We start from the raw sequence: 22,624 nt of genomic DNA on the forward strand, positions 1-22,624 counted from the left end.
TCGGCCCCGCTCATCCGCCCCCACTCCGGGGTCCGTTCCACCTGCGCCCGCCCCAGCCGCCGCGCCAGCGCGACCAGTTCCCGCCCGGCCGCGCCCCTGGCCGCCTGGTAGTCCCGCAGGAGTTCCTCCCACGTGCCCGCCCCGGCCCACGCGGCCCCGAACGCGGTGGCGTCCTGGAGCGCCTTCGCGGCGCCGCTGGTGTTGTGCGGGCGGACCACCGTGGCGGCGTCACCGGCGAGGAGGAGCCGGCCGGCGGTGGTGCTCGCGGTCTCCAGGTCGTAGATGGGCTGTACGAAGGTGTCCGCCGGGGCGGTGAGGCCCAGCGCCCGGCCCCAGTACGGCGGGAACTCCCGCTCCAGCAACGCCCGCAGGTGGTCCAGCAGTTCGGGGGTCAGCGCGCCCGGCGGGAAGCTGGTGGGGTCGTCGAAGCGCAGCCGCCCGTCCGGCGGGGGCGGCGCGTACAGCACCCAGTTGACGCGCGGCCCGTCCGGCCCGGGGATCCGGTAGATCACGCAGCTCCCGCCGGGGAAGCACACGGTCGTCACCGCCTCCGGGAAGGACTCCGCCCCCTCCAGCCCGTCCAGCCGCCCCGCGTCGAAGTTCCCCCGCCAGCACACGTACCCGGCGTAGTGCGGCCGCGCCCCCGGCGCCACCGCCTCCCGCACCACCGACCGGTACCCGTCCGCGCCGACCGCCAGGTCGTACCGCTCGACGGAGCCGTCCCCGAGCCGCACCTCGGCCGCGCCCCCGTCCCCGTCGACCCCGGCGACGGCCACGCCCTGCCGGTACACGACCTCCTCCGGCGTGGCCTCGCGCAGCCCGCGCCACAGCAGCCCCCAGTGGTACGAGTGGAACGGGAACGGCTGCTCCCAGATCATCCGCCCGCCCGGCCCGGCCCCGTCGTCCCGCACCACCCACCGCCGGCGCAGCAGCCGGTGCGCGGGGATACCGCCGGGCAGCGCCCCGGCGGCGGCCAGCTCGGCGGCGCGCTCGTCGTGCACGCACAGGCCGACCCCGCGGTCCGCGAGCCGCCCGCGCGTGCGCTCCAGTACGACCACCCCGTCGGCCCCGGCCCGCACCGCGGCGGAGGCGAACGCGCACCCCGCGATGCTCCCGCCGACCACCGCTACCGTTCCGCCCCGCATAACCGCCCCCTGCCGAAGCCGAGTTGCCCTGGGACGACCACCGTACTGGGCGGGCCTCCCGCGGGCGGGCGTTAGCGACGCGTGAGTCGAACGTCAGCGGCGCCGACCAGCATGAATCCGGTCGCCGCAGGTCAACAGGCCTCCGCGGCGGCACTCCGATCGATTCCTCAATCCCCACAGGGAGCAGAAGATGAAGATGATCAAGGCGCTGGTGAAGAAGTTCAAGAAGGACGAGGAGCTCGCCAACCACGCGTGGGTCCTGCACGTCATCTGACCCACCCCAGTCGGCGCGGGACGCGACATCCCCCTGTCGCGTCCCGCGCTCCGGCGCCCCACGTCCTTCACCCCGGAGGCAGGAGCCCCATGCCAGAAACGGCCCCGAAGGCGGCCGGCGGCCATCGCGTCGTCTACGCCCCGCGCATCCAGGACCTGCTGGCCAGGAAGGAAACGGTCTTCCGGATCGACGCGGCCACGGTCGGCGTGTCGGACCCCGACCTGATGGCCGAGGTCGTCGCGGCCCGCCCCGTCCTGTCGGCGGAACGTTCCGTCTACAAGCCCGCCGCGGGCGCCGACATCCCGCACGACAGCGCGACGCGGACGATCCGCGCCCTGGGCCGGGACGTCATGGCCGCCATCGCTGCCCCGCCGCCCCCCGCGCGCGGACTGTCGGGCGCCTGGCCGTACGCGGCCACCTCCTACCTGCGCCGGTGGCTCTTCGCCTCCGATCCCCTGCCGGTGTCCCTGCTGTCGAAGCGCGGTGTCACCGGTTCCGACGCCCTCTCGCGGCTCGTCGACCGCGCCGTCACCCTCTGGCCGGGCTCCGGTGCCGGGGACACGGCCGGCGCGCTGGCAGGGCAGATCCGCGACGCGTCCGACGCCCTCGAACGGAGGCAGGCCGTCGCCCTGTACCGGCGGGCGAGCGCCACCCTCTGCGACGGCGTGGCGGCGCTGGCCGGCAACGCCCTGTGGCTCATGGGGCCGGCCCGGGAGCATCGGGCGGCCCGCCCCGACCTGACGCCGTTCCTGTGGGAGACGCTGCGGCTGCTCCCGCCCGCCTGGATGCTGTGGCGCAAGGGCGGGGACGCGTACGCCGCCCTGCATCCGCAGATCCGGCCGGAGGACGACGTCGCGCTGTTCCCGCTGCTGATGCACCGCCACCCCGGCTTCTGGGCCGACCCGCTGGAGTTCCAGCCCGAGCGGTGGGCGGGCGTCGCGGACCCGGAGAAGACCCCCGCGTTCATGCCGTTCGGCTTCGACGGCGCCCGCTGCTGGGCCAAGCACCTGGTCGTACCGCTGGCCGAACGCCTGCTGGAGATCGCCTTCGAGAACCGCATCACCCTGCGCACGGAGGGCGGGCAGACGCACGTCCCGCTGCGCTCGCTGCTCTCCGTCCGCTTCGACGCGGACACCGGGGCATGACAGCCGCCGCCCACTCGCCCGGCCCCACGCCCGCAGACCCTTCCGCCGACCCGACCGGGGGACGCACCATGGAATCGCCCACACTGGCCGCCTGGGTCGGCGACGTCGCGGGCTTCGCGGAGCGCCGCTGGCAGCGCGAGCCGGCCGTCTTCACCCCGCCGTCGTCCGCCCCGCCGTTCGACCTCGACGAACTGGACGCCGCCTTCGACTCGGGCCTGCTGCGCACCCCGTACCTGGAGATGGTCCGCTCCAACAAGGTCGTCGTACCGCCCGACGCCTACACCGCCTCCCGCGTCGTCAACGGCATCACGTACTCCGGCTTCGCCGACCGCGCGAAGGTCGTCGCCCAGCTGCGTGCCGGGGCGACGCTGCTGCTGCGCTGCGTCGACCAGTGGCACCGGCCGACGGGCGAGCTGGTGGCGCGGCTGTCCGAGGAGCTCGACCGGCGCGTGGAGGCGTTCTTCTTCGTCACGCCCGTCGGCGGGCAGGGCCTCGCGGTGCACCGCGACGACGCCGACGTGTTCGTCCTCCAGGTCGCGGGCAGCAAGACCTGGTACGTCCACGACGCGCCGGCGGTGGCGGACTGGCAGCCCGGGGAGCTCCCGGACGACGAGCACTCCCCGCGGCTCCTGCACACCCTCCTCGAACCCGGCGGCGTGCTCTACGTCCCGCGCGGCTTCGCCCACCGGGCGGTGGGCGCCGCCGGGCTGTCCGCGCACCTGTCGCTGACCATCCGCGACGTCTGCCTCCAGGACCTGCGGACCGCCCTGGAGGAGCTGCTGACCGAGGGCCTGGACCTGCCGGCGCGCCCGCTGGGCGAGCCCGCCGTAGCCGACGCCTGCGCCGCGCTGCTGCGCCAGGTCCGGACGGCGTCCGACACCGTCACCCCGGACGACCTGCGGCTCGCCGCCCGGGCCGCCCGGGCCCGGCAGCCCGCCGTGCCCCGCGCCCCTCGCTCGCGGAGACGGCCCGGACCTGGGACGCCGCCGCCCGCCCGGCGGCCTGACCTCCGTCGGCCGCACCTGGCGCCGGCTTCGCGCGCCGCCGTACCGCCGGCCCCTGACCGCCCGCCGGGCGGGCCGGGGGGCCCCGGGCCTACGCTGAGGTTCCTCGGGGTCCCGGGTTCCCTGGACGGCAGGAGGCCGCGCCATGACGCCGACCGCCCGTATCCGGCTGCGCCGGGCCTGCGTGGCCCTGGCCGCCGCCGGAGCACTCCTCGCGCCGGCCACCGCCGGCCCCGCGCACGGGGCTCCGTCCCCCTCCTCCGACTTCCCGGAGCTGACCCCGGCCGTGGCCGCGAAGCTGGACGAGGCCGTCCAGGACACCCTGCGCGAGGCGAAGGTCCCGGGTGTGATCGTGGGGCTGTGGGCGCCGGGCAAGGGCAGCTACGTGAAGACGTTCGGGGTGGCCGACAAGGAGACCGGCGCCCGGATGCGGACGGACTTCTACACCCGCATCGGCAGCCAGACCAAGACCTTCACGGTCACCGCCCTGCTCCGCCTAGTCGACCAGGGCAAGGTGGGCCTGGACGACCCCATCGGCACGTACGTCTCCGGCGTCCCCAACGGCGACCGCATCACCCTGCGCGAGCTGGCCGGCATGCGCAGCGGCCTGTTCAACTACAGCGAGGACGACGCCTTCGACAAGGCGCTCACCACCGAAGGCACCCGCCCCTTCACCCCGCAGCAGCTCCTCGCCTACTCGTTCAAGCACCCGGTGAACTTCGCGCCGGACGCGAAGTTCGAGTACTCCAACACCAACCTGATCCTGCTGGGCCTGGTCATCGAGAAGGTCACCGGGCAGCCCCTCCAGCAGGTCCTGAAGCAGCAGGTCATCGACCCGGCGGGGCTGCACCACACCCTCTTCCCCACCAACGCGGCCTTCCCCTCCCCGCACGCCCAGGGCTACACCGACCAGTCGGCGTCCGGCGACATCGTGAACGCCACCGACTGGAACCCCTCGTGGGCGTGGGCGGCCGGCGCGATGATCTCGGACCTGGAGGACCTGCGCAGCTGGGCGAAGACCCTGGCGACGGGCACCCTGCTGAAGCCCGCGACGCAGGCGGAGCGCCTGAAGACCACCTCGGTCGGCATCCCCGGCGCCGGCTACGGCCTGGGCCTGTTCGACGTCCAGGGCTGGATCGGCCACAACGGCTCGCTCCCGGGCTACGAGAGCCTCGGCGTGTACCTGCCGGAGGAGCGGGCGACGCTGGTGGTCATCCTGAACACCGACGCCCTGCACGACGGCCAGGAACCCAGCACGCTCTTCGGCGAGGCCATCACGGAGATCGTCACCCCGGACCACGTCTACCCGGGCCACAAGCCGACACCGCCGAGGCACGGCTGAGGCCGGGGGGAGGGGGGTGGGTTCACGGACCGCCTCCAGAGTCCCGAGCCGCAGCCGGGGACTTTTATGCCCACCCCCCTTGACCGCGGACCTCTAGGGTTCTCTGACCGGCCTCTATCCCAACGGGGAAGCTAGCAGGGGCCACTGACAACGCCCTTCGCGTCCGCGAGGGGGCTCAGACCGCCAGGGCCGCTCGGACCTGGGCCAGGCTCGGGTTGGTCATGACCGACTCCTCCCCCGAGGCGGAGACGACGCGGACCGTGGGGACGGTCTCGTTGCCGTCGTTGACGCTGCGGACGAACGCCGCCGCGTCTGCGTCCCGCCAGATGTTCACGGGACGGTACGGGGTGCCGGTCAGGCGGAGCTGGGTCCAGAGCTTCATGCAGAAGACGCAGCCGGGCCGCCAGTAGACGGTTATGCCGCTGTTCAACGCGACCCCGCGAAGGCCGCCCAGGCGGTGGGGGTGACGCGGATGACGGGGCCGTCCGTCCGCTTGCTGTCCCGGACCGCGACCGTGCCGGGCACGTTCGTGGCGACCTCGACGCAGTCGGTGTCATTCGTGCTGTTGCTGTAGCTGGACTTCACGAACTGGTACTCGCTCATCCCTGCATTCCCTTACTGATGGCCTCGATCAGGTGGACTGAGTCCCGCGGGGCAAGGCTCATGCGCGCCACGCGGTCGAACGCCCGGGCATACACCTCGGTTCCTTCCGCGCCCTCCGTCCACACAGTAGAGCCGAGGCTCTCCGAGTAGCCCACGTCCACCGCCCCAGGTTCTCCGAAGGACAGGAGGTTGAAGGCACTCGGGACGCTGCGGATCGCACCCGCCCGGAAGGGCAGCACCTGCACATGGACGTTGGGCCGGCCGGCCACGTCGATGAGGTGGTTGAGCTGCCCACTCATGACGTCGCGGCCACCGATCTCCTGACGCAGCGCCGCCTCCCAGATCACGGCGTGGAACTCCAGCGGCCGGTCGCCCCACAACCGCCCCTGCCGCTTGATCCGGGTGGCCACCATCTCCTCGATCTGGTCGGGGTGCGTCCACGAGTCGGAGCTGACGCCCAAGGACCGTACGTAGTCCGGGGTTTGCAGCAGACCGGGGATCAAGGCCAGTTGCCAGGTCTTGATGTGCGTGGCGACGTCCTCCATCGCGACGTACTCGGAGAAGCTCCTCACCGTCGGCATCTGCTGCCACCAGCCCTTGGCCTTGCGGCGCTCCCGGTCCAGCCGCGCCAGGTCGAGCAGGCCGTTCACGGCGTCCGCGTCGGTCACGCCGTAGAACTCGCACAGCACCCGGATGTCCGGGTCCCGCATGGGGACCCAACCGCTCTCCATCTTGGTGACTTTGGTCGTCGTGGCGCTGATCGCCTGCGCCGCCTGCTGCTGGGTCTTGCGGGCCGCCATGCGGAACTTGTACAGCTCGCCGCCCAGTCGACGGCCCAGCACGGTCGACACCCGGTTGCCCTGGTCTGCTCGCCTTCCACCGTTCACCGCGACAGTTTCGCGCCCCCGCCGAGGGCAAGTCGACACCCCTCACCCACACGGGGAACATTTTCCCCGAGCAGCTTGCCTCCACAGTCACGACACCCCTACCGTCGGTGACGAACTGCTCACCGCACAGGCAGAGTTGGCGGAAGCGCACCGGTATGCCCCCGCACGGGCACCGGCAGGCCACCGCCGGGACCAGGAGGCCCCATGTCCACCCTCACCCGCTACGGCGTCCGCAACTACCCGCCCCGCCAGGACTCCGTACCCGCCGCGCGGCGGTGGGCCGCGTGGCTGGCCGTGGCGTGGGGGGAGCCCCGGGTGGCTTCGGACGTGGCGCTGCTGACCAGCGAGCTCGTCACGAACGCGCTGCTGCACGGGGCGGTCCGGGACCGGTACATCCGGGTCGAGGTGCAGCTCGACGGAGCAGTGCTCCGCATCGCGGTCACCGATCCGAAGGGCGAGCGGTGGCCCGAGCCGCGAGCGGTGTCCGACGAGGACCAGTACGGGCGCGGCCTCGCGATCATGGAGGCCGTCGCCCAGCGGTGGGGGGCGTCACAGCGCGTGGTCGGGAAGACCGTGTGGGCCGAGTGCGCGCTCCCGGGGCCCGTATAAGGTCCCCCGTATGGATGGCTGGACGGCGCCGAGTGCGATCGAGAGGGAGTTGTACGAGGCGAAGCGGCGCGGAGACTGGCCGGGCTACCTCGACGCCCTGGCGCGTGCCGAGCTGTTCCTGCCCCAGGCCCGCGCCGACGTCGACGCCGACCCCCGCGCGGCCCGCTTCCACCCCGGCCCCGCCGGCCTCGCCGTCTACACCCGGGGGATGCTCCCGGCCCCCGGCCCGGACACCGTGTTCCTGCGCCAGAGCCTCGCCTGGTTCGCGAACGCCTGGGACCACCGGGACCCCACCCACCTCGCCGTGAACCCCGGCACGCCCGCCGAGGCGTACCTCACCACCACCCCCGCCGACCGCGCCCGCTGGCGCGCGCACTGGGACGCCGCGCCCTCCTGGGGGCTGACCCCCGGCGCGCTGCACGCCCTGCACACCGGCGGGCCGCTGCACGGTCCCGTCGCCCACGGGCTGGCCGTCGGGGCGCACCTCTCGGTTTCCAACGGGGAGTTCTGGAACTCCCTGGCCCACCACGGCAACGGCTACACCCACGAACGCGACCGGCTGCGCAAGTCCTGGGGCGTCACGGACCCCGCCGGCTGGTTCGACGTGCTCCAGCGGATGCTGGACGCCGAGATCGTCAGCCCCGTCTGGGAGTACGCGCTGCGCGTGCGCCGGCTGCTGGCCTCCGACTTCGCCGGGCCCGTCGACGTCGAGCACTGGCGCGACGCCGCCGAGGCCAGCCTGCGGCACGGCGCCATGAAGGCCGCCGAGCCGCAGCTCACCCCCGACGGGGTGACCGTCGCCGAGCCGCGGCCCGCCGCGGAGGTCGAGGGGGAGATCGCCGGGGTGCGGCGGCTCATCGGCCGGATGGCCCGCTACGAGCAGCGCTTCCGCGCCGACGGGCTGCTCCCCGAGGACGGCTGGGTGCGCTCGGTGCACGCCTGGGACCTCGGCCGGGGCTCCCAGATGGCCCGCTGGGGGGTCGCCGCCCGCTACGGGACGGTGGAGGACGCCGAGCGGGCCGTGCTCCGCGCGGGTGCGGCGGCCCGGGGGGCGTACCGGTCGTGGGAGGAGTTCTCCGCCGGGTACTCGCTGGGGCGCTGCCTGCACTTCGACGAGGAGGAGTTCGGGCGCTGGTACGGGTCCTCCCTGGCCACGCACCTGACCCTCACCACCGATCCGGCCAGCCCGTACCGGAACATCCCCTGGCAGTGAGCGAGGGCGACTTCGGGTAGTCCGGCCCCGCCCCGGAAAATGTTCCGGATACCGCGCCCGTGCCAACTACCGTCGCCCGTATGACCATCACACTGAACGACGCCGTACGGCGGCTGCTCGACTCCCCCCACCCGGCGGTCCTCTCCACCCTCAACCCCGACGGCAGTCCGCAGAGTTCCGTGGTCTGGGTGTCCCGCGACGGCGACGAGCTGCTCGTCTCCACCGAGCGCGGCCGCCGCAAGGAGCGGAACATCGCCCGCGACGAGCGGGTCGGCCTCACCGTCTTCGACCTCGCCAACCCCTACGTCTACGCGGAGATCCGCGGCACGGCCACCCTCACCGAGGACACCGGCCGGGCCGTGGCCGTCCGCATCGCGGAGGAGTACCTCGGGCCGGGCGCCGGCAAGGAGTACGGGGACGCCGCCGACGGGGCGGTGCGCGTGGTCGTGCGCATCACCCCGTCCAAGGTGCTCGGCAACGCCGCGAAGGCCGACGCCTAGGGCCGATGCCTAGACCCGCCGCCCCGGCAGCCGCAGCGCCGGGATCACGGACAGGGCCAGCAGCACCGCCGCGGCTCCGTAGGCGAGGCGGAAGCCGGCCGGGCCCACGCCCGTGCCGCCGAGGAGCACGGACAGCAGTGCCGTGCCGACCGAGGCCCACAGCTGGGAGTTGATGCTCAGGGCGGTGCTCGCCGCGGCCATCCGCTCGCCGGGCAGGTCACGGCTCGCGGTGGTCATCGTCGGCATCAGCACGATCCCCGCGCCGACGCCCATGACCAGGCCCGCGGCGACCACCTGCCAGACCGGTACCCCCTCGGTGCCGGTCAGCAGGGCGGACGCCGCCATGCCCAGGGCCCCCACGACCGCCCCGGCCGGGATCAGCCTGCGCGGCGCGACCTTGTCGACGCGCCGGGAGGCGATCTGCATGGTCACCCCGACGGCCAGCCCGACGGGGGCGACGAGGAGGCCGGCCGCGCTCGCGCTCAGGCCGCGCGCCTGCTGGAGGTACATCGGGCCCAGCAGCATCGACCCGAAGTAGCCGCAGGTGAAGAAGGCGAGGGTGGTGATGCCGGCGGCGAACGTGCGGTCGCGCAGGAGCCGCAGGTCCAGCAGCGGTTCGCGCACCTTGAGGGCGCGCCGTACGAAGGCGGCGGCGAGGGCCGCTCCGGCCAGCGTGGGCAGCAGCGCGCCGGGGGCGGTGAAGTCGCCGCCCTCGCCGCCCCGGGAGAGCCCGAACAGCAGCAGGGCCAGGCCCGGGGAGAGCATCAGCAGTCCGGCGACGTCCAGCCGGGGCGCCGACGCCGGGTCGGCGGGCGCGTCGGGTGCGAGGAGCTTCGCCGCGAGCAGCAGGGCGGCCGCCCCGACGGGCAGGTTGACCAGGAAGATCCACTGCCAGGAGGCGGAGTCGACGAGCCAGCCGCCGAGCATCGGGCCGGCGACCGGGCCGACCAGGATCGGCAGGCCCAGCAGGGCCATGGCCCGGCCCATCCGGGCCCGGTCGGCGTTGCGCATCACCATGGTCATGCCCACCGGCATCAGCAGCCCGCCGCCCAGGCCCTGGACGGCGCGGAAGGCGATCAGGCTGCCGGCGTTCCAGGCGCAGGCGGCGAGCAGCGAGCCCAGGGTGAACAGGACGAGGGCGGTCAGGTAGGCGCGCTTGGCGCCGATCCGGCCCATGGCCCAGGCCGCGGCCGGGATGACGGCGGCGAGCGCGAGGGTGTAGGCGGTGGCGGTCCACTGGATGGTCTCCAGCGGGGCGTGGAAGGCGTCGGAGAGCCGGCCGAGGGCCACGTTGACGATCGTCATGTCGAGGACGGCCATCACCGAGCCGGTGATGACGACGGCGACCGTCTTCCCCAATGCCCCGGAGCCGGCGGCTGCCGCCGTACGGGGTGCCGCGGGAGCGGAGGCGGAGGCGGGTGCGGTGGTCATGGCGTCCGGCTCCTCAGCCCTCGTAGGGGCGGGTCGTGCGCGCGGTCCGCAGTGCCCGTCCCCACCAGTCCAGCTGGCCGAGCATGTTCTTGGCGGCGCTCTCGGTGACGGCCCCGTCGCGCGGGGCGCCGTCCTGACCGAGCCCGGACCACGGGCCGTGCAGGCTCACGGAGTCGCGTACGGTCACGGCGTGCAGCTCGGCGAAGACCAGCCGGAGCTGCTCCACGGCGCGCAGGCCGCCGCCGACGCCGCCGTACGAGACGAAGCCGACGGGCTTGGCCTGCCACTGGGACCGGTGCCAGTCGATGAGGTTCTTCAGGACGGCCGGGAAGCTGTGGTTGTACTCGGGGGTGACGAAGACGAACGCGTCGGCGGCGGCAAGGCGCGGGCTGACGTCCGCGAGCGCGGCGGCGGCGGCCGGGTCCGGGGAGCCGCCCCAGTCGGGCATGGCCAGCGGCAGCGGTACGTCGGCGAGGTCGATGACGTCGAACTCCAGGCCGGTGTGGTGGGCGGCCGCGGCGCTCAGGAACCAGTCGGTGACGGCGGGGCCCCGGCGGCCCTCGCGGACGCTCCCGATGACGACGGCCACGCGCAGCGGCTCGTCCGGGACTGTTTCGCTGACAGACATGATGATCCCCCTTGGACAGCGGACCGGCCGCCCGGTGCGGCCTCCGCTCCGGTAAACTACAACGGTCGTTGTAGAAACTGCAACGCCCGTTGTAAAAAATTGAGGAGACTGGTGTGGACGGCAGCGACGACACCCGGGCATCGGACGCCCGCGCAGCAGAGGTACAGCCCGAGATCCCGCCGCGGAAGCTGGCCAAGCGGATCGCCATGGCGAAAGCGGCCTGCTCGGTCTTCGGCCGCGAGGGGTACGCGCGCGCCTCCGTCGACGCGCTCGCCGAGGCCGCCGGCGTCTCCACCCGGACGCTCTACAACCACTTCCCGGGCGGCAAGGCCGAGCTGTTCGCCACCGTCGTCACCTGGACCTCGGGGGAGGTGCGCGACACCCACATCGCCAAGGTGCGCGCCCTGTTCGACCCCGATCGCCCGCCGCACCCGGACAACCTGGAACGCGACCTGACGGCCCTCGCCCGCGCGCTGGTCCGCGTGATGTTCGAGCACTCCGACCACTTCGCGCTGGTCCGGCACATCCACGCCGAGGTCAACCACGTGCCCGCCGAGGTGCTGGAGGCGTGGAAGGAGGCCGGGCCGCGCCCCGTCGCCCGCGCCCTCGGCGAGGCGATGGAGGGCCTCGCCGCCGCCGGGCTCATCGACGTGCACGGCGACGCGGAGCTGGCGGGCACCCACTTCACCGCACTGACCGCGCACCAGATCGTGCAGCAGTCCCACTACGGCCTCCTGCCCCTGCCCGAGGAGGAGACCGAACGGCTCGTCAACGGCGGGGTGGCCGCATTCGTGCGCGCCTACCGGGCCGGATGACGACCCTGCCCCGGAGCGTGCCTAGGGCAGCCCTGGACGTACCCGAGACCAGGCGTCCAGCGCCACCGCCAGCGGGTCGCCGTCCACCAGGTGCGGCCGGGCGGCGCCCGTCCAGCGCAGCAGGATCTTCAGGTGGCGCAGGTGCACGATCTCCGCGCGCGGCAGCTCCCGCCACACGCGGGCCCGGGCGGCCGCCTCCGCCGGGGTGAGGTCCACCAGCGCGAGCGCCTCCCGGCACACGGCGGCCGGGTCACCACCGCGCCCGGGCCCGAACTCCCGCAGCAGGTAACCGCGTACGAAGGCCAGCTCGATCCCCCGGACCAGGTCGGACGCGCCCTCCGCCGCCGCGCAGCGGTACGCCGCCGCCACCGCCAGCCGACCCCAGCGCAACCGCGTCGCGTCCGGCAGCAGGTCGTCCTGCATACCGCCCACCGCGAGCCCGCGCAGGGTGCGCGGGTGCGGCTCGTCCGTCAGCGGCGGCCCGGTGGCCAGCCAGGCCTCCAGCTCCGCCAGGCCGTGCCCGTCCGGGGGTACGCGGGTCAGCACCTGACCCCGGCTCAGCAGCGCGACGACGGCCCCCGCGAGGCGGACCCGCGCGGTGTGGCCGGCGCCGAAGGACTCGGCGTGCCGGCCGTGGCGCTCTATCCCGCGCAGCCAGAGCCTCGACTCCCCGGCCGCGTACACCTGTCCGGCCCGCGCCACGCCGCCGACGCAGCGCACCAGGCACACCCCGCCGGTGACGTCGGCCTGCTCCACGCGGTACACCTGCAATTCGGCGAACGGCATGGCCGGGAGGCTACCCGTTCAGCTGCCGGGCGGGGCCTCCAGGACGAGACGGATCTCGGTGACCTCGTATCCGGCCCGGTCGAAGGCGGCGGCCATGGGGAGGTTCACGGTGTCGGTGGTCGCCGTGATCCGCTCGGCGCCCTCGCCCGCGTGGAAGCGGGTGATCTCCGCGAGGACCTCGTCGATCAGGCCCTTGCCGCGCTGCTCGGGGACGACGCCCAGGTAGCCGACGTTGCGGTGGTAGGGCGTCGCGGAGGGGATCGCGAGCCCGGCGAGGGTGCCGTCGGGCAGGTGCGCCAGGCGCCACCAGGAGCGCTCGCCGGGGCAGTCGCGGTAGAACGCGAAGTCCTCGCGGGCCAGTTCCTCCTCGGTCAGGTCCGCGAGTTCGTGCTGGGTCGCCAGATCGAGGCTGCCGCGCGAGAGCCGGGCGAAGGCGTCGAGGAACTCCTCGTCGGTACCCTCGCGGAAGACGAGCCGCCCGGTCGGCTCCGCCGTCCCGGCGGTCGGCGTCCACTCGTAGCGCAGGCGCTCGATCTCCCGCGTCAGACCGGCCCGGTACGCGGCCTCCTGCCGCCAGGCCACCGCCCCGGCGAGGTCGGGGCGGGCCCGCCAGTCGCGGGGCAGACGGACGTTGTGGCCCGGGCGCCCGCCGAAGGCGGTGTGTCCGGCCCGGAGCAGGGCGGCGGCCAGGGCGGCCGGGTCGGCGACCTCCGCGCGGACCTGGAGGCAGTCGAGGGCGATGGGCCGCGCACTGTCGGCGCGCCCCCACCACAGGGCGCGGGCCAGCACCCGGCCGTCGGCGTCCTCGGCGAACCAGGTCCACTCGGGGCGCATCCGGTTCTCCGCGAACTCCTCGCGGATCCGGTCGGGGGTCAGGGCGGCGACGGGGCCGTCGGCCGGGTGGGCCAGGGCGCGGTCGAGGTCTGCGGGGTCTGCGGTGGCAGCGCGAAATCTCATCACGCCGATGATCACACCGGCCGCCCGCCCTCCACCACGGGTTTTGCCCACGGGACGGGCCGGGTGGAACGCCCGATGGCCGGTCCCGCGGAGGAGGGACCGGCCATCGGGGGTTCTGCTGCCCGGAGGGCTCCGCTACGACCAGGTGACCAGCCGGCGCGGGTGCTCCAGTACCGCCGCGATGTCCGCGAGGAACTTGGAACCGAGCTCACCGTCGATGAGGCGGTGGTCGAACGACAGGGCCAGGGTGGTGACCTGGCGCGGCTTCACCTTGCCCTTGTGCACCCACGGCTGGAGCTTGATCGCGCCGACCGCGAGGATCGCGGACTCGCCGGGGTTCAGGATGGGCGTACCGGTGTCGACGCCGAAGACGCCGACGTTGGTGATGGTGAGGGTGCCGTTCTGCATGTCGGCCGGGGAGGTCTTGCCCTCGCGGGCCGTGGCGACCAGCTCGGACAGGCCCGTCGACAGCTCCGCCAGGCTCTTGGCGTGGGCGTCCTTGATGTTCGGGACGATCAGGCCGCGCGGGGTGGCCGCCGCGATCCCCAGGTTGACGTAGTGCTTGAGCACGATCTCCTGGGCCGCCTCGTCCCAGGAGGCGTTGACCTCGGGGTTGCGGCGGACCGCGATGAGGACGGCCTTGGCGATCAGGAGGAGCGGGTTGATCCGCAGGCCCGCGAGGTCCGGGTCCTCCTTGAGCTCCTGGACCAGCTTCATCGTGCGGGTCACGTCGAGGGTGATGAACTCGGTGACGTGCGGCGCGGTGAACGCCGAGCCGACCATGGCCTGCGCGGTGACCTTGCGTACGCCCTTGACCGGGATACGGGTCTCCCGCGCGTCCGGAGCCGCCACGGCGGGGGCCGCGACCGGTGCGGGCGCGGCCGCCGGGGCCGGGGCCTGGACGGGCGCCTGCGGGGCGAGCGCGGCCGCCGCGGCGGCGTGCACGTCCTCCCGGGTCACGACCCCGCCGTCACCGGTGGGGACCACCGCGGCCAGGTCGATGCCGAGGTCCTTGGCGAGCTTGCGCACCGGGGGCTTGGCCAGCGGGCGCTCGCCGGTCGGCTGGGCCGTCCCGTTCTGGACAGCGGGGGCCGCCACTGCGGAGGCGGGCACGGCCGGAGCCGCGACCGCCGCGGCCGCCGGAGCCTGCTGCGACGGCACCACGGTCGGCGCGGCGGTGCCGTTCTGGGCCGCGACCGCACCCGCGGGGGCCTTGCGGGGCCGCCGCTTGGTGGAGGCCTGGGACACCCCGTAGCCGACCAGCACGGGCTGGCGGCCCTCGGCCGCCGGCTCCTCGGCAGCCTCCGAGCCCGCCGGGGCGGCAGCGGCGGCCGCCACCGGGGCCTCGGCCGCGTCACCGCCGGAGGCACCGGCACCGGCGCCGGTCTCGACCGAGATGATGACCTGGCCGACGTCGACCGTCACGCCCTCCTCGAAGAGCAGCGCGTGCACCACCCCGTCGAAGGGGATCGGCAGCTCCACGGCCGCCTTCGCGGTCTCCACCTCGCAGACGACCTGCCCGTCGGTGACCGTGTCACCCGGCTGGACGTACCACTTGAGGATCTCGGCCTCGGTCAGGCCCTCGCCCACGTCGGGCATCTTGAATTCGCGGATCGTCATCGCGCTGATCTCCTCAGTACGCCAGCGAGCGGTCGACGGCGTCGAGCACGCGGTCCAGGCCGGGCAGGTACTCGTCCTCCAGGCGGGCCGGCGGGTACGGGGCGTGGAAGCCGCCGACGCGCAGCACCGGGGCCTCCAGGTGGTAGAAGCACCGCTCCGTGATGCGGGCGGCGATCTCCGAGCCGGTACCGAGGAAGACCGGGGCCTCGTGGACCACGACCAGACGGCGGGTCCTCTCCACCGACGCCTGGATCCCGTCGAAGTCGATCGGCGACATCGAGCGCAGGTCCAGGACCTCCACCGACCTGCCCTCCTCGGCGGCCGCGGCGGCGGCCTCCAGGCACACCTTCACCATCGGGCCGTACGCGGCCAGGGTGAGGTCCGTGCCGGAGCGGACGACGCGCGACTTGTGCAGCTCGCCGGGGATGGCGTCGGTGTCGACCTCGCCCTTGTCCCAGTAGCGGCGCTTCGGCTCGAAGAAGATCACCGGGTCGTCGCTGAGGATCGCCTGCTGGAGCATCCAGTAGGCGTCGGCCGCGTTCGACGGGGAGACCACCTTCAGGCCCGGCACGTGCGCGAAGAGCGCCTCGGGGGACTCGCTGTGGTGTTCGACGGCGCCGATCGCGCCGCCGTACGGGATGCGCACGACGACCGGCAGCTTGATCTTGCCGAGGGCGCGGGCGTGCATCTTCGCGAGCTGCGTGACGATCTGGTCGTACGCGGGGAAGACGAACCCGTCGAACTGGATCTCCACGACCGGCCGGTAGCCGCGCAGGGCCAGGCCGATGGCGGTGCCGACGATGCCCGACTCGGCGAGCGGGGTGTCGATGACCCGCTCCTCGCCGAAGTCCTTCTGGAGCCCGTCGGTGATGCGGAAGACACCGCCCAGCTTGCCGACGTCCTCGCCCATGATCAGGACCTTGGGGTCCGTCTCCAGGGCCTTGCGGAGCGACTCGTTGAGCGCCTTAGCGATCGACATCTTCTCGACAGCCATCAGTGACCCTCCTCGAAGGACGCGAGGTAGGCGGCGAACTGGGCGCGCTCCTCGTCGACGAGCGCGTGCCCGTCCGCGTAGACGTTCTCGAAGATCGCCATGGTGTCGGGGTCGGGCATGGCGCGCACGACCTCGCGCACCCGCTTGCCCATGGTCTCGCTCTCGGCCTCCAGCTCCTCGAAGAACGCCTCGTCGGCGCCGCCGGAAGCGAGCAGGTGGGCCTTCAGGCGCAGGATCGGGTCCTTCGCCTCCCAGGCCGCCGTCTCCTCGTCGAGCCGGTACTTGGTCGGGTCGTCGGAGGTGGTGTGGGCGCCCATGCGGTACGTGAACGCCTCGATCAGGGCGGGGCCCTCGCCGCGGCGGGCGCGGTCCAGCGCCCAGCGGGTGACCGCGAGGCAGGCCAGTACGTCGTTGCCGTCGACGCGGATGCCCGGGAAGCCGAAGCCCTGTGCGCGCTGGTAGAGCGGCACGCGCATCTGGCGCTCGGTCGGCTCGGAGATCGCCCACTGGTTGTTCTGGCAGAAGAACACCACGGGGGAGTTGTAGACGGCGGAGAAGTTGAAGGCCTCCATGACGTCGCCCTGGCTGGACGCGCCGTCGCCGAAGTACGCGATCACGGCCGAGTCGGCGCCGTCCTTGGCCACGCCCATGGCGTAGCCGGTGGCGTGCAGCGTCTGCGAGCCGATGACGATCGTGTACAGGTGGAAGTTGTTGGTGTTCGGGTCCCATCCGCCGTGGTTCACACCGCGGAACATGCCGAGCAGGTTCGTCGGGTCGACGCCGCGGCACCAGGCCACGCCGTGCTCCCGGTAGGTCGGGAAGACGTAGTCGTCGTCGCGAAGCGCCCGGCCGGAGCCGATCTGCGCGGCCTCCTGGCCCAGCAGCGAGGCCCACAGGCCCAGCTCGCCCTGGCGCTGGAGCGCGGTCGCCTCGCCGTCGAAGCGGCGGGTGAGGACCATGTCGCGGTACAGCGCCCGCAGGTCCTCGGTGGTGATGTCCGCGACGAAGGGCGCGAACTCCGCGATGTCGGGGTTGCCCTCGACCTCGACCCGTTCACCCTCGGGCGTCAGCAGTTGTACGAGCTGAGGCTCGGCGTCGTGCGGCTGTGCGGTGGCAGCGGCGGTCTTGCGGGCGCTCGCCGCGCCGGCCGCCCGCTTGGTGCCGCTGCTGCGTCGCGGCTTGCGCGCGGCAGTGCTCTCCACGGTCACGTGTGCTCCTCCGTCGGTCCGGCACCCGGGTTCTCCGGGGACCAGTGCGGCTCACCTGTATCCGTACCCGTGCACGGGGTGGGTGCACGGCGCGTAACGGATTCAGGCGTGACAGGTGCCCCGGCGAGTGCCCTGCGCACAGCACGTTACCCAGTGCGACGCATAACTGCGAAACCCCGTTTGACCTGCGATTTTGCTTGGATATCCAAGTAAATCGGCCGCCTGGGGAACATCCACTGGTCACAGCCTTGCAGGGGGCCGGAACAACGGCACGTTATCCCGGGTAACTGCGGCAGGGAAGAGGTGAGTGTGTGAAGATGAGTTTGTGCGCGAAGACGGAAAAATCAAGGTATTTCTCCTGGACGACCACGAAGTGGTACGACGGGGCGTCCATGAGCTTTTGTCGGTCGAAGAGGACATCGAGATCGTCGGCGAGGCCGGTACCGCCGCCGACGCCCTGGTCCGCATTCCCGCCACCCGCCCCGACGTCGCCGTGCTCGACGTACGCCTGCCCGACGGCAGCGGCGTGGAGGTCTGCCGCGAGGTGCGCTCGCAGGACGAGGACATCAAGTGCCTGATGCTCACCTCGTTCGCCGACGACGAGGCGCTGTTCGACGCGATCATGGCCGGTGCCTCCGGCTACGTCCTCAAGGCCATCCGGGGGAACGAGCTGCTCAGCGCCGTGCGCGACGTGGCGGCCGGCAAGTCGCTGCTGGACCCGGTTGCCACCGCGCGCGTGCTGGAACGGCTGCGGGACGGCAAGAACGGCAAGGGTGACGACCGGCTCGCCAACCTCACCGACCAGGAGCGCAGGATCCTCGACCTGATCGGCGAGGGCCTGACGAACCGGGTCATCGGCGAGCGGCTGCACCTGGCCGAGAAGACCATCAAGAACTACGTCTCCAGCCTCCTGTCCAAGCTGGGCATGGAGCGCCGCTCCCAGGCCGCCGCGTACGTGGCCCGGCTGCAGGCCGAGAAGCGCTAGGGTCTGTCGTCAAACTCCCGTCGTCGCCCGGAGGGCGGCCCCGCGGCGTCTGGTGCGTGCTCTCGGCGTGCCGGGCGGAAGCCCGCGTACTGGACGTACTTGGCTTTCGCCCGGTGCGGCGAGAGCGCGTGCCAGGCGTCGCGGGGCAGACGGGAGTTTGACGACAGACCCTAGAGCCCGCCCGGGCGGGGAACCACCGGACCCGAGCGTTCCCCGACCGGCCCTCGACCGTGACGCCCCGTGGCCGCGTGCTGCCCCGGGGCGCACTGTTCAATTCGGGACCAACGTCCCCGGTCATCGGGGCGGGATCCTCTGTCCGGCGCTCCGCCGGTGCCCGAGAGTGGGCTGCATGTCACCGGAGGAACTCCACGCCATCGAACTGCTGCGCCGCGTGCCCTACGGCCGGGTCGCCACCAGCATGCGCGCGCTCCCCTTCCTCGCGGTCGCCCGCCACATCGTGGTGGACGGCAGGGTCGTGCTGAGAATGCACGCCGGGTTCGGGTACCACCAGGCGTGCGCCGGCAGCGTCGTCGCCTACGGGGCGGACAACTTCAATTCCCGCGAGGCCGCGCTGTGGACGGTGCAGTTCACCGGAACGGCGGAGTTGGTCGAGCCGGCCACGGCAGAACTGGAACTATTCGGTCCGGGTCCGCATTTCGTGGACGGGGAGGTCTTCGACCCCGTCTACATGCGCATCGAACCGCAGCTCGTCACGGTGCACACGCTGCCGGGGAACCAGGCCGCCCGGACCCGCGAGGGCTCCCCGGACCGCCCGTACCTGCACGCCCTCTGACCTGCCGGCGAATACGGGAAAGGCCCGGCGGAATTCCTTCCTCCGGGCCTTTGGCCGATCTGCTATTCGACGGTCGCGGGGCTTCCGCCGCCGGTGGGCTGGGTCGGCTTGGTCGGCGGATCGGTCGGCGGGGTGGTCTTCGGCGTCGGGTCCACCGGCGGGGTGGTCTTCGGCGTCGAGGGCGCGGTGGAGGGGGCCGAAGGAGTGGTGCTCGGAGTGAACTTGCTGCGGCTCGGAGTCGGCCGGTACGTCTCGTCGGTGTGCGAGCCGCCCTCCGTGCTCGGGGTGGTCGGCGGGGTCTCCGGGGTGCTGCCGCTGCTCTGCGAGGGAGCGGGCGTGCTGGTGCTGGTCTTCGGCTTGTTGCCGCCGCCGCCCACGCCCAGGTTGCCGTTCTTGATCGCGTACGCGGCGCCGCCGGCGATCGCCAGGACCGCGAGCACCGCGAAGAGCCACGCCTTCCACGCGCCGCCGCGCCGACGCCCGTTGTCATAGGGGTCGTAGGGGTCGTAGCCGCCGGGACCGCCCTGGCCGCCGCCGTGGTTGCCGCCGCCGGGGAAGGCCGTGCCGTCGTCCGGGTTCAGCGGGGGCACCATCGGCTGCTGGAACTGCGAGGTCGTGGCGTGCGAGGGGTACTGCGGGCGCGGGCCGCCGTTCTGGGCGGGCGCCATCGCCGTGGTGGGCGCGCCGCCCGGCTGGCCGTGCGGGAGCGCCATGGTGACGGGTCCGGTGTTCCAGGTGCCGGTGTTCGGGCCCTGGTCCTGGAGCATCTGGAGCGCGTACTGGACGAGTCCGCGCATTTCCTCGGCGCTCTGGAACCGGTCGTCCGGGTCCTTGGCGAGGGAGCGCATGACCAGTCCGTCGAGCTCCTGCGGGATGGAGCCGCCCTCGGGCAGCTGCGAGGGCGGCACCGGCGCGTCCTGGACGTGCTGATAGACCACCGACAGCGGGGTCTCGCCGGTGAAGGGGGGCCGCAGCGCGAGGAGTTCGTAGAGCAGGCAGCCGGTGGCGTACAGGTCGGAGCGGTGGTCCACGGCCTTGCCGAGGGCCTGCTCGGGCGACAGGTACTGGGGGGTGCCCATGACCATGCCGGTCTGGGTCATCGTCGACTGGGCGCCGTGCAGGGCGCGGGCGATGCCGAAGTCCATCACCTTCACCGCGCCGCTGTTGGTGATGATGACGTTGGCGGGCTTGATGTCGCGGTGCACGATGCCGTGCTGGTGCGAGTAGGCGAGCGCTTCGAGCACGCCCGACACGATGATGAGCGCCTGCTCGGGCCCCGGGGCCTCGGCGCTGATGAGGAGCTCGCGGATGGTGCGGCCCTCGACCAGCTCCATCACGATGTACGGGACCACGTTCGGACCGACCCGGTCCTCGCCGGAGTCGTACACGGCGACGACGGCGTGGTGGTTGAGCCCGGCGACCGACTGTGCCTCACGGGTGAAGCGGGCCTTGGACACCGGGTCCTCGGCCAGGTCGGCCCGCAGCAGCTTCACGGCCACGGTGCGGCCCAGACGCACGTCCTCGGCAGCGAACACCTCGGCCATGCCGCCCCGGCCCAGGCGGTGCGTCAGCCGGTAGCGGCCGTCCCCCACGAGGCCGCCGGCGCCCCAGTGCTCAGGACCGTCGGCCATCCCGGCGCCGTTTCCCTCGGGTTCGGGTGCCATCAGTCCTCGCCGTCGTCTCTCTCGTCCGCTCTAGCGGTGGGTCCCATCGGGTGCTCCGATGAACGCTACAGCCTCGGAACCCGTCACCGTTCGGCTACAGACGCCCCGTAGGCCCCCGGTCACGCAGCGGGCACCGGCTTGACGTGTGCTTGCCCTCCGGCAGACTGGGCGCGACATGCGCTCAGCCAGACGCGTAGGGAAACAGCCCGAGGGGAAGCAACAGTCATGAGCCAGGACGGCACGCAGGGCCGGTACGCAGGCGGCTCCCTGGCCGGTGGCCGTTACCAGCTAAGGGATTTGCTGGGCGAGGGGGGCATGGCCTCTGTCTACCTCGCGTACGACTCCGCGCTCGACCGCCAGGTCGCGATCAAGACCCTGCACAGCGAACTCGGGCGCGAGGCGTCCTTCCGCGAGCGCTTCCGGCGCGAGGCGCAGGCTGTTGCGAAACTGTCGCACACCAACATCGTCTCGGTCTTCGACACCGGCGAGGGAACCGTCACCTTCGGCTCCGGCGGCGGGGACGAAGCGGTCATGCCGTACATCGTCATGGAGTACGTGGAGGGCCAGCCGCTCGGCTCGGTGCTCGACGCGGACGTGCGCCAGTACGGCGCCATGCCGGCGGACAAGGCGCTGAAGGTGACGGCCGACGTGCTGGCCGCGCTGGAGACCAGCCACGAGATGGGCCTGGTCCACCGCGACATCAAGCCCGGCAACGTGATGATGACCAAGCGCGGCGTGGTCAAGGTGATGGACTTCGGCATCGCCCGCGCCATGCAGTCGGGGGTCACCTCGATGACGCAGACCGGCATGGTCGTCGGCACCCCGCAGTACCTGTCGCCGGAGCAGGCGCTGGGGCGCGGCGTGGACGCCCGCTCCGACCTCTACTCCGTCGGCATCATGCTGTTCCAGCTGCTGACGGGCCGCATCCCCTTCGACGCGGACTCCCCGCTGGCCATCGCGTACGCGCACGTCCAGGAGGAGCCGGTGGCTCCGTCGACCGTCAACCGGTCGATCACCCCGGCGATGGACGCGCTCGTGGCGCGGGCGCTGAAGAAGAACCCGAACGAGCGCTTCCCGACGGCCGCGGCCATGCGGGACGAGATCATGCGCGTGATGTCGGCCGGCCAGACCGGCGCCCCGGTCATCGTCCCGGGCGCCGCGGCCGGCGGCAGCGGGGCGGGCGTGGGCTCGGCCGTCTTCCCGCCGGTGGACTCCGGCTTCCAGGCGCCGCCGCCGCAGTCGCTCCAGCAGCCGTACCAGGCCCAGACGCCGCCGCCGTCCCCGTACGCTCCGCAGACGCACCAGCAGGCGCAGCCGCAGCCGCAGCAGGCCCAGCAGGGTGGTTACGCGTACCCGCACACCCCGGCGCCGGTGCCGCAGCAGCACTACGCCCCGCAGACCCCGCCGCCGTTCACCATCTCGCCCAACCCGGCATCCGCCGCGGCGGGCTCCGCGGGCGGCGGGAAGAAGAACACGCCGGTCGTGGTCGGGGCCATCGCGGTGGCCCTGCTGGCCATCGGCGGTCTGATCGCGGTGCTGAACATGGACGACGACGGCGACAAGGACACCAACAACGCCTCCCCGGCCACCTCGGCGTCCGCGTCCGCGTCGGGCGCGGCGAAGCCCGGCCACAAGGGTCCGGACCCGTCGCGCACGATCGACGTGGAGAAGTGCAAGAGCCCGACGAAGTCCTACAAGGACGCCACCAAGGTCGTGGCCCCGGACTTCCGGTACAAGAACCTGCGCTCGGTGAAGGAGTGCATCCAGGCCGCGGGCTGGAGGTTCGAGATCCAGAACCGCGACGAGGCGGTCTACGGCCAGGACACCGTCCTGGAGCAGCTGCCGGCGTCCGGGACGGACGTGGCCAAGGAGGGCACGCAGTTCACGCTGGTCGTCTCCACCGGCGACCCCCAGTAGGCACCCGCGCGGACACCCGCGCAGGCACCCCGCGACACCCGCGCAGGCATCCCGCGCGACGTCCGCGCAGGCATCCGCCCCCGGCCGGCTCCGCCCGGCCGGGG

Annotated in this window: 22 protein-coding genes; 9 read left to right on the forward strand and 13 right to left on the reverse strand. The window is 73.0% G+C overall.

The genetic code is table 11. The features are described 5' to 3' along the window. Positions 1-1,145 (reverse strand): FAD-dependent monooxygenase (locus SSNG_RS17205; RefSeq protein WP_007265145.1); only part of this gene is annotated, 1,145 nt, incomplete at its 3' end. 363 nt (positions 1,146-1,508) lie between these two features. Between SSNG_RS17205 and SSNG_RS17210 the strand changes: the two genes are divergently transcribed. Next, a complete protein-coding gene (locus SSNG_RS17210; RefSeq protein WP_007265146.1) occupies positions 1,509-2,564 on the forward strand; it encodes a cytochrome P450 in 1,056 nt (351 codons plus the stop codon). Positions 2,565-2,841: 277 nt separating this feature from the next. Here SSNG_RS17210 and SSNG_RS43880 read toward each other — a convergent pair whose 3' ends face one another. Then, positions 2,842-3,036: a hypothetical protein gene (locus SSNG_RS43880; RefSeq protein ID WP_241695072.1), complete on the reverse strand. Its 195-nt coding sequence runs from the start codon at positions 3,034-3,036 to the stop codon at positions 2,842-2,844. A gap of 677 nt (positions 3,037-3,713) precedes the next feature. On the opposite strand from SSNG_RS43880, the gene SSNG_RS17225 reads away from it, so the two are divergent. Further along, a complete protein-coding gene (locus SSNG_RS17225; protein ID WP_007265148.1) occupies positions 3,714-4,910 on the forward strand; it encodes a serine hydrolase domain-containing protein in 1,197 nt (398 codons plus the stop codon). A 175-nt stretch (positions 4,911-5,085) separates the two neighbouring features. Here SSNG_RS17225 and SSNG_RS17230 read toward each other — a convergent pair whose 3' ends face one another. From SSNG_RS17230 to SSNG_RS17235, 3 genes are read right to left on the reverse strand one after another with little or no spacing between them, the layout of a single operon-like run. Then, positions 5,086-5,340 carry a mycoredoxin gene (locus tag SSNG_RS17230; protein WP_042801205.1) on the reverse strand — a complete coding sequence of 85 codons (255 nt, stop codon included), beginning with the start codon at positions 5,338-5,340 and terminating at the stop codon, positions 5,086-5,088. Next, a complete protein-coding gene (locus SSNG_RS38670) occupies positions 5,337-5,513 on the reverse strand; it encodes a DUF397 domain-containing protein (protein ID WP_063749899.1) in 177 nt (58 codons plus the stop codon). The genes SSNG_RS17230 and SSNG_RS38670 overlap by 4 nt, the downstream gene beginning before the upstream one ends. Then, on the reverse strand, positions 5,510-6,400 hold the full coding sequence (locus SSNG_RS17235; protein WP_042801207.1) for a DUF5753 domain-containing protein: 891 nt from the start codon (positions 6,398-6,400) through the stop codon (positions 5,510-5,512). The genes SSNG_RS38670 and SSNG_RS17235 overlap by 4 nt, the downstream gene beginning before the upstream one ends. Positions 6,401-6,604: 204 nt before the next feature. Here SSNG_RS17235 and SSNG_RS17240 point away from each other — a divergent pair, with 204 nt between their 5' ends. The 3 genes from SSNG_RS17240 (at position 6,605) to SSNG_RS17250 (ending at position 8,722) form a co-directional block, all read left to right on the forward strand. Beyond that, entirely contained in the window at positions 6,605-7,009 is a 405-nt protein-coding gene (locus tag SSNG_RS17240; protein WP_007265151.1) for an ATP-binding protein, read from the forward strand. Between the two features lie 10 nt (positions 7,010-7,019). Continuing rightward, on the forward strand, positions 7,020-8,222 hold the full coding sequence (locus tag SSNG_RS17245; RefSeq protein WP_007265152.1) for a DUF1266 domain-containing protein: 1,203 nt from the start codon (positions 7,020-7,022) through the stop codon (positions 8,220-8,222). 80 nt (positions 8,223-8,302) lie between these two features. Then, the gene (locus SSNG_RS17250; protein ID WP_042801210.1) at positions 8,303-8,722 is read left to right on the forward strand and encodes a PPOX class F420-dependent oxidoreductase; all 420 of its coding nucleotides are present in this window, start codon (positions 8,303-8,305) and stop codon (positions 8,720-8,722) included. A 9-nt stretch (positions 8,723-8,731) separates the two neighbouring features. On the opposite strand, the gene SSNG_RS17255 is transcribed toward SSNG_RS17250, so the two are convergent. Both SSNG_RS17255 and SSNG_RS17260 read right to left on the reverse strand, forming a co-directional pair. Further along, positions 8,732-10,153, reverse strand: a complete 1,422-nt coding sequence (locus tag SSNG_RS17255; RefSeq protein WP_007265154.1) for a DHA2 family efflux MFS transporter permease subunit — start codon at positions 10,151-10,153, stop codon at positions 8,732-8,734. A gap of 13 nt (positions 10,154-10,166) precedes the next feature. Next, a complete protein-coding gene (locus SSNG_RS17260) occupies positions 10,167-10,781 on the reverse strand; it encodes an NAD(P)H-dependent oxidoreductase (RefSeq protein WP_007265155.1) in 615 nt (204 codons plus the stop codon). Between the two features lie 113 nt (positions 10,782-10,894). On the opposite strand from SSNG_RS17260, the gene SSNG_RS17265 reads away from it, so the two are divergent. Then, positions 10,895-11,596 (forward strand): TetR/AcrR family transcriptional regulator, encoded by a 702-nt coding sequence (locus SSNG_RS17265; protein WP_042801212.1) that lies wholly within the window; start codon positions 10,895-10,897, stop codon positions 11,594-11,596. 21 nt (positions 11,597-11,617) lie between these two features. Here SSNG_RS17265 and SSNG_RS17270 read toward each other — a convergent pair whose 3' ends face one another. The 5 genes from SSNG_RS17270 to pdhA form a co-directional block, all read right to left on the reverse strand. Beyond that, a complete protein-coding gene (locus tag SSNG_RS17270; protein WP_007265157.1) occupies positions 11,618-12,382 on the reverse strand; it encodes a hypothetical protein in 765 nt (254 codons plus the stop codon). An 18-nt stretch (positions 12,383-12,400) separates the two neighbouring features. After that, a complete protein-coding gene (locus SSNG_RS17275; RefSeq protein WP_007265158.1) occupies positions 12,401-13,339 on the reverse strand; it encodes a GNAT family N-acetyltransferase in 939 nt (312 codons plus the stop codon). Between the two features lie 135 nt (positions 13,340-13,474). Then, positions 13,475-14,959, reverse strand: coding sequence for a dihydrolipoamide acetyltransferase family protein (locus SSNG_RS17280; protein ID WP_007265159.1), 1,485 nt, complete (start codon positions 14,957-14,959; stop codon positions 13,475-13,477). Between the two features lie 13 nt (positions 14,960-14,972). Then, positions 14,973-15,953, reverse strand: coding sequence for an alpha-ketoacid dehydrogenase subunit beta (locus SSNG_RS17285; RefSeq protein WP_007265160.1), 981 nt, complete (start codon positions 15,951-15,953; stop codon positions 14,973-14,975). Beyond that, the gene (gene pdhA / locus SSNG_RS17290) at positions 15,953-17,161 is read right to left on the reverse strand and encodes a pyruvate dehydrogenase (acetyl-transferring) E1 component subunit alpha (RefSeq protein WP_007265161.1); all 1,209 of its coding nucleotides are present in this window, start codon (positions 17,159-17,161) and stop codon (positions 15,953-15,955) included. Before pdhA ends, SSNG_RS17285 begins: the two co-directional genes overlap by 1 nt. Before the next feature lie 325 nt (positions 17,162-17,486). On the opposite strand from pdhA, the gene SSNG_RS17295 reads away from it, so the two are divergent. Both SSNG_RS17295 and SSNG_RS17300 read left to right on the forward strand, forming a co-directional pair. After that, positions 17,487-18,146, forward strand: a complete 660-nt coding sequence (locus SSNG_RS17295) for a response regulator transcription factor (protein WP_007265162.1) — start codon at positions 17,487-17,489, stop codon at positions 18,144-18,146. Between the two features lie 349 nt (positions 18,147-18,495). Beyond that, positions 18,496-18,939 (forward strand): pyridoxamine 5'-phosphate oxidase family protein, encoded by a 444-nt coding sequence (locus SSNG_RS17300; RefSeq protein WP_042801214.1) that lies wholly within the window; start codon positions 18,496-18,498, stop codon positions 18,937-18,939. A 62-nt stretch (positions 18,940-19,001) separates the two neighbouring features. Here the strand turns inward: SSNG_RS17300 and SSNG_RS17305 are convergent, their stop codons facing one another. After that, on the reverse strand, positions 19,002-20,603 hold the full coding sequence (locus tag SSNG_RS17305) for a protein kinase (protein WP_007265164.1): 1,602 nt from the start codon (positions 20,601-20,603) through the stop codon (positions 19,002-19,004). A 225-nt stretch (positions 20,604-20,828) separates the two neighbouring features. Here SSNG_RS17305 and SSNG_RS17310 point away from each other — a divergent pair, with 225 nt between their 5' ends. Next, positions 20,829-22,520, forward strand: a complete 1,692-nt coding sequence (locus SSNG_RS17310; protein ID WP_007265165.1) for a protein kinase — start codon at positions 20,829-20,831, stop codon at positions 22,518-22,520. The last annotated feature ends 104 nt before the right edge of the window (positions 22,521-22,624 follow it).

The sequence above is a fragment of the Streptomyces sp. C genome, assembly GCF_000158895.1.
GTDB lineage: Bacteria > Actinomycetota > Actinomycetes > Streptomycetales > Streptomycetaceae > Streptomyces > Streptomyces racemochromogenes.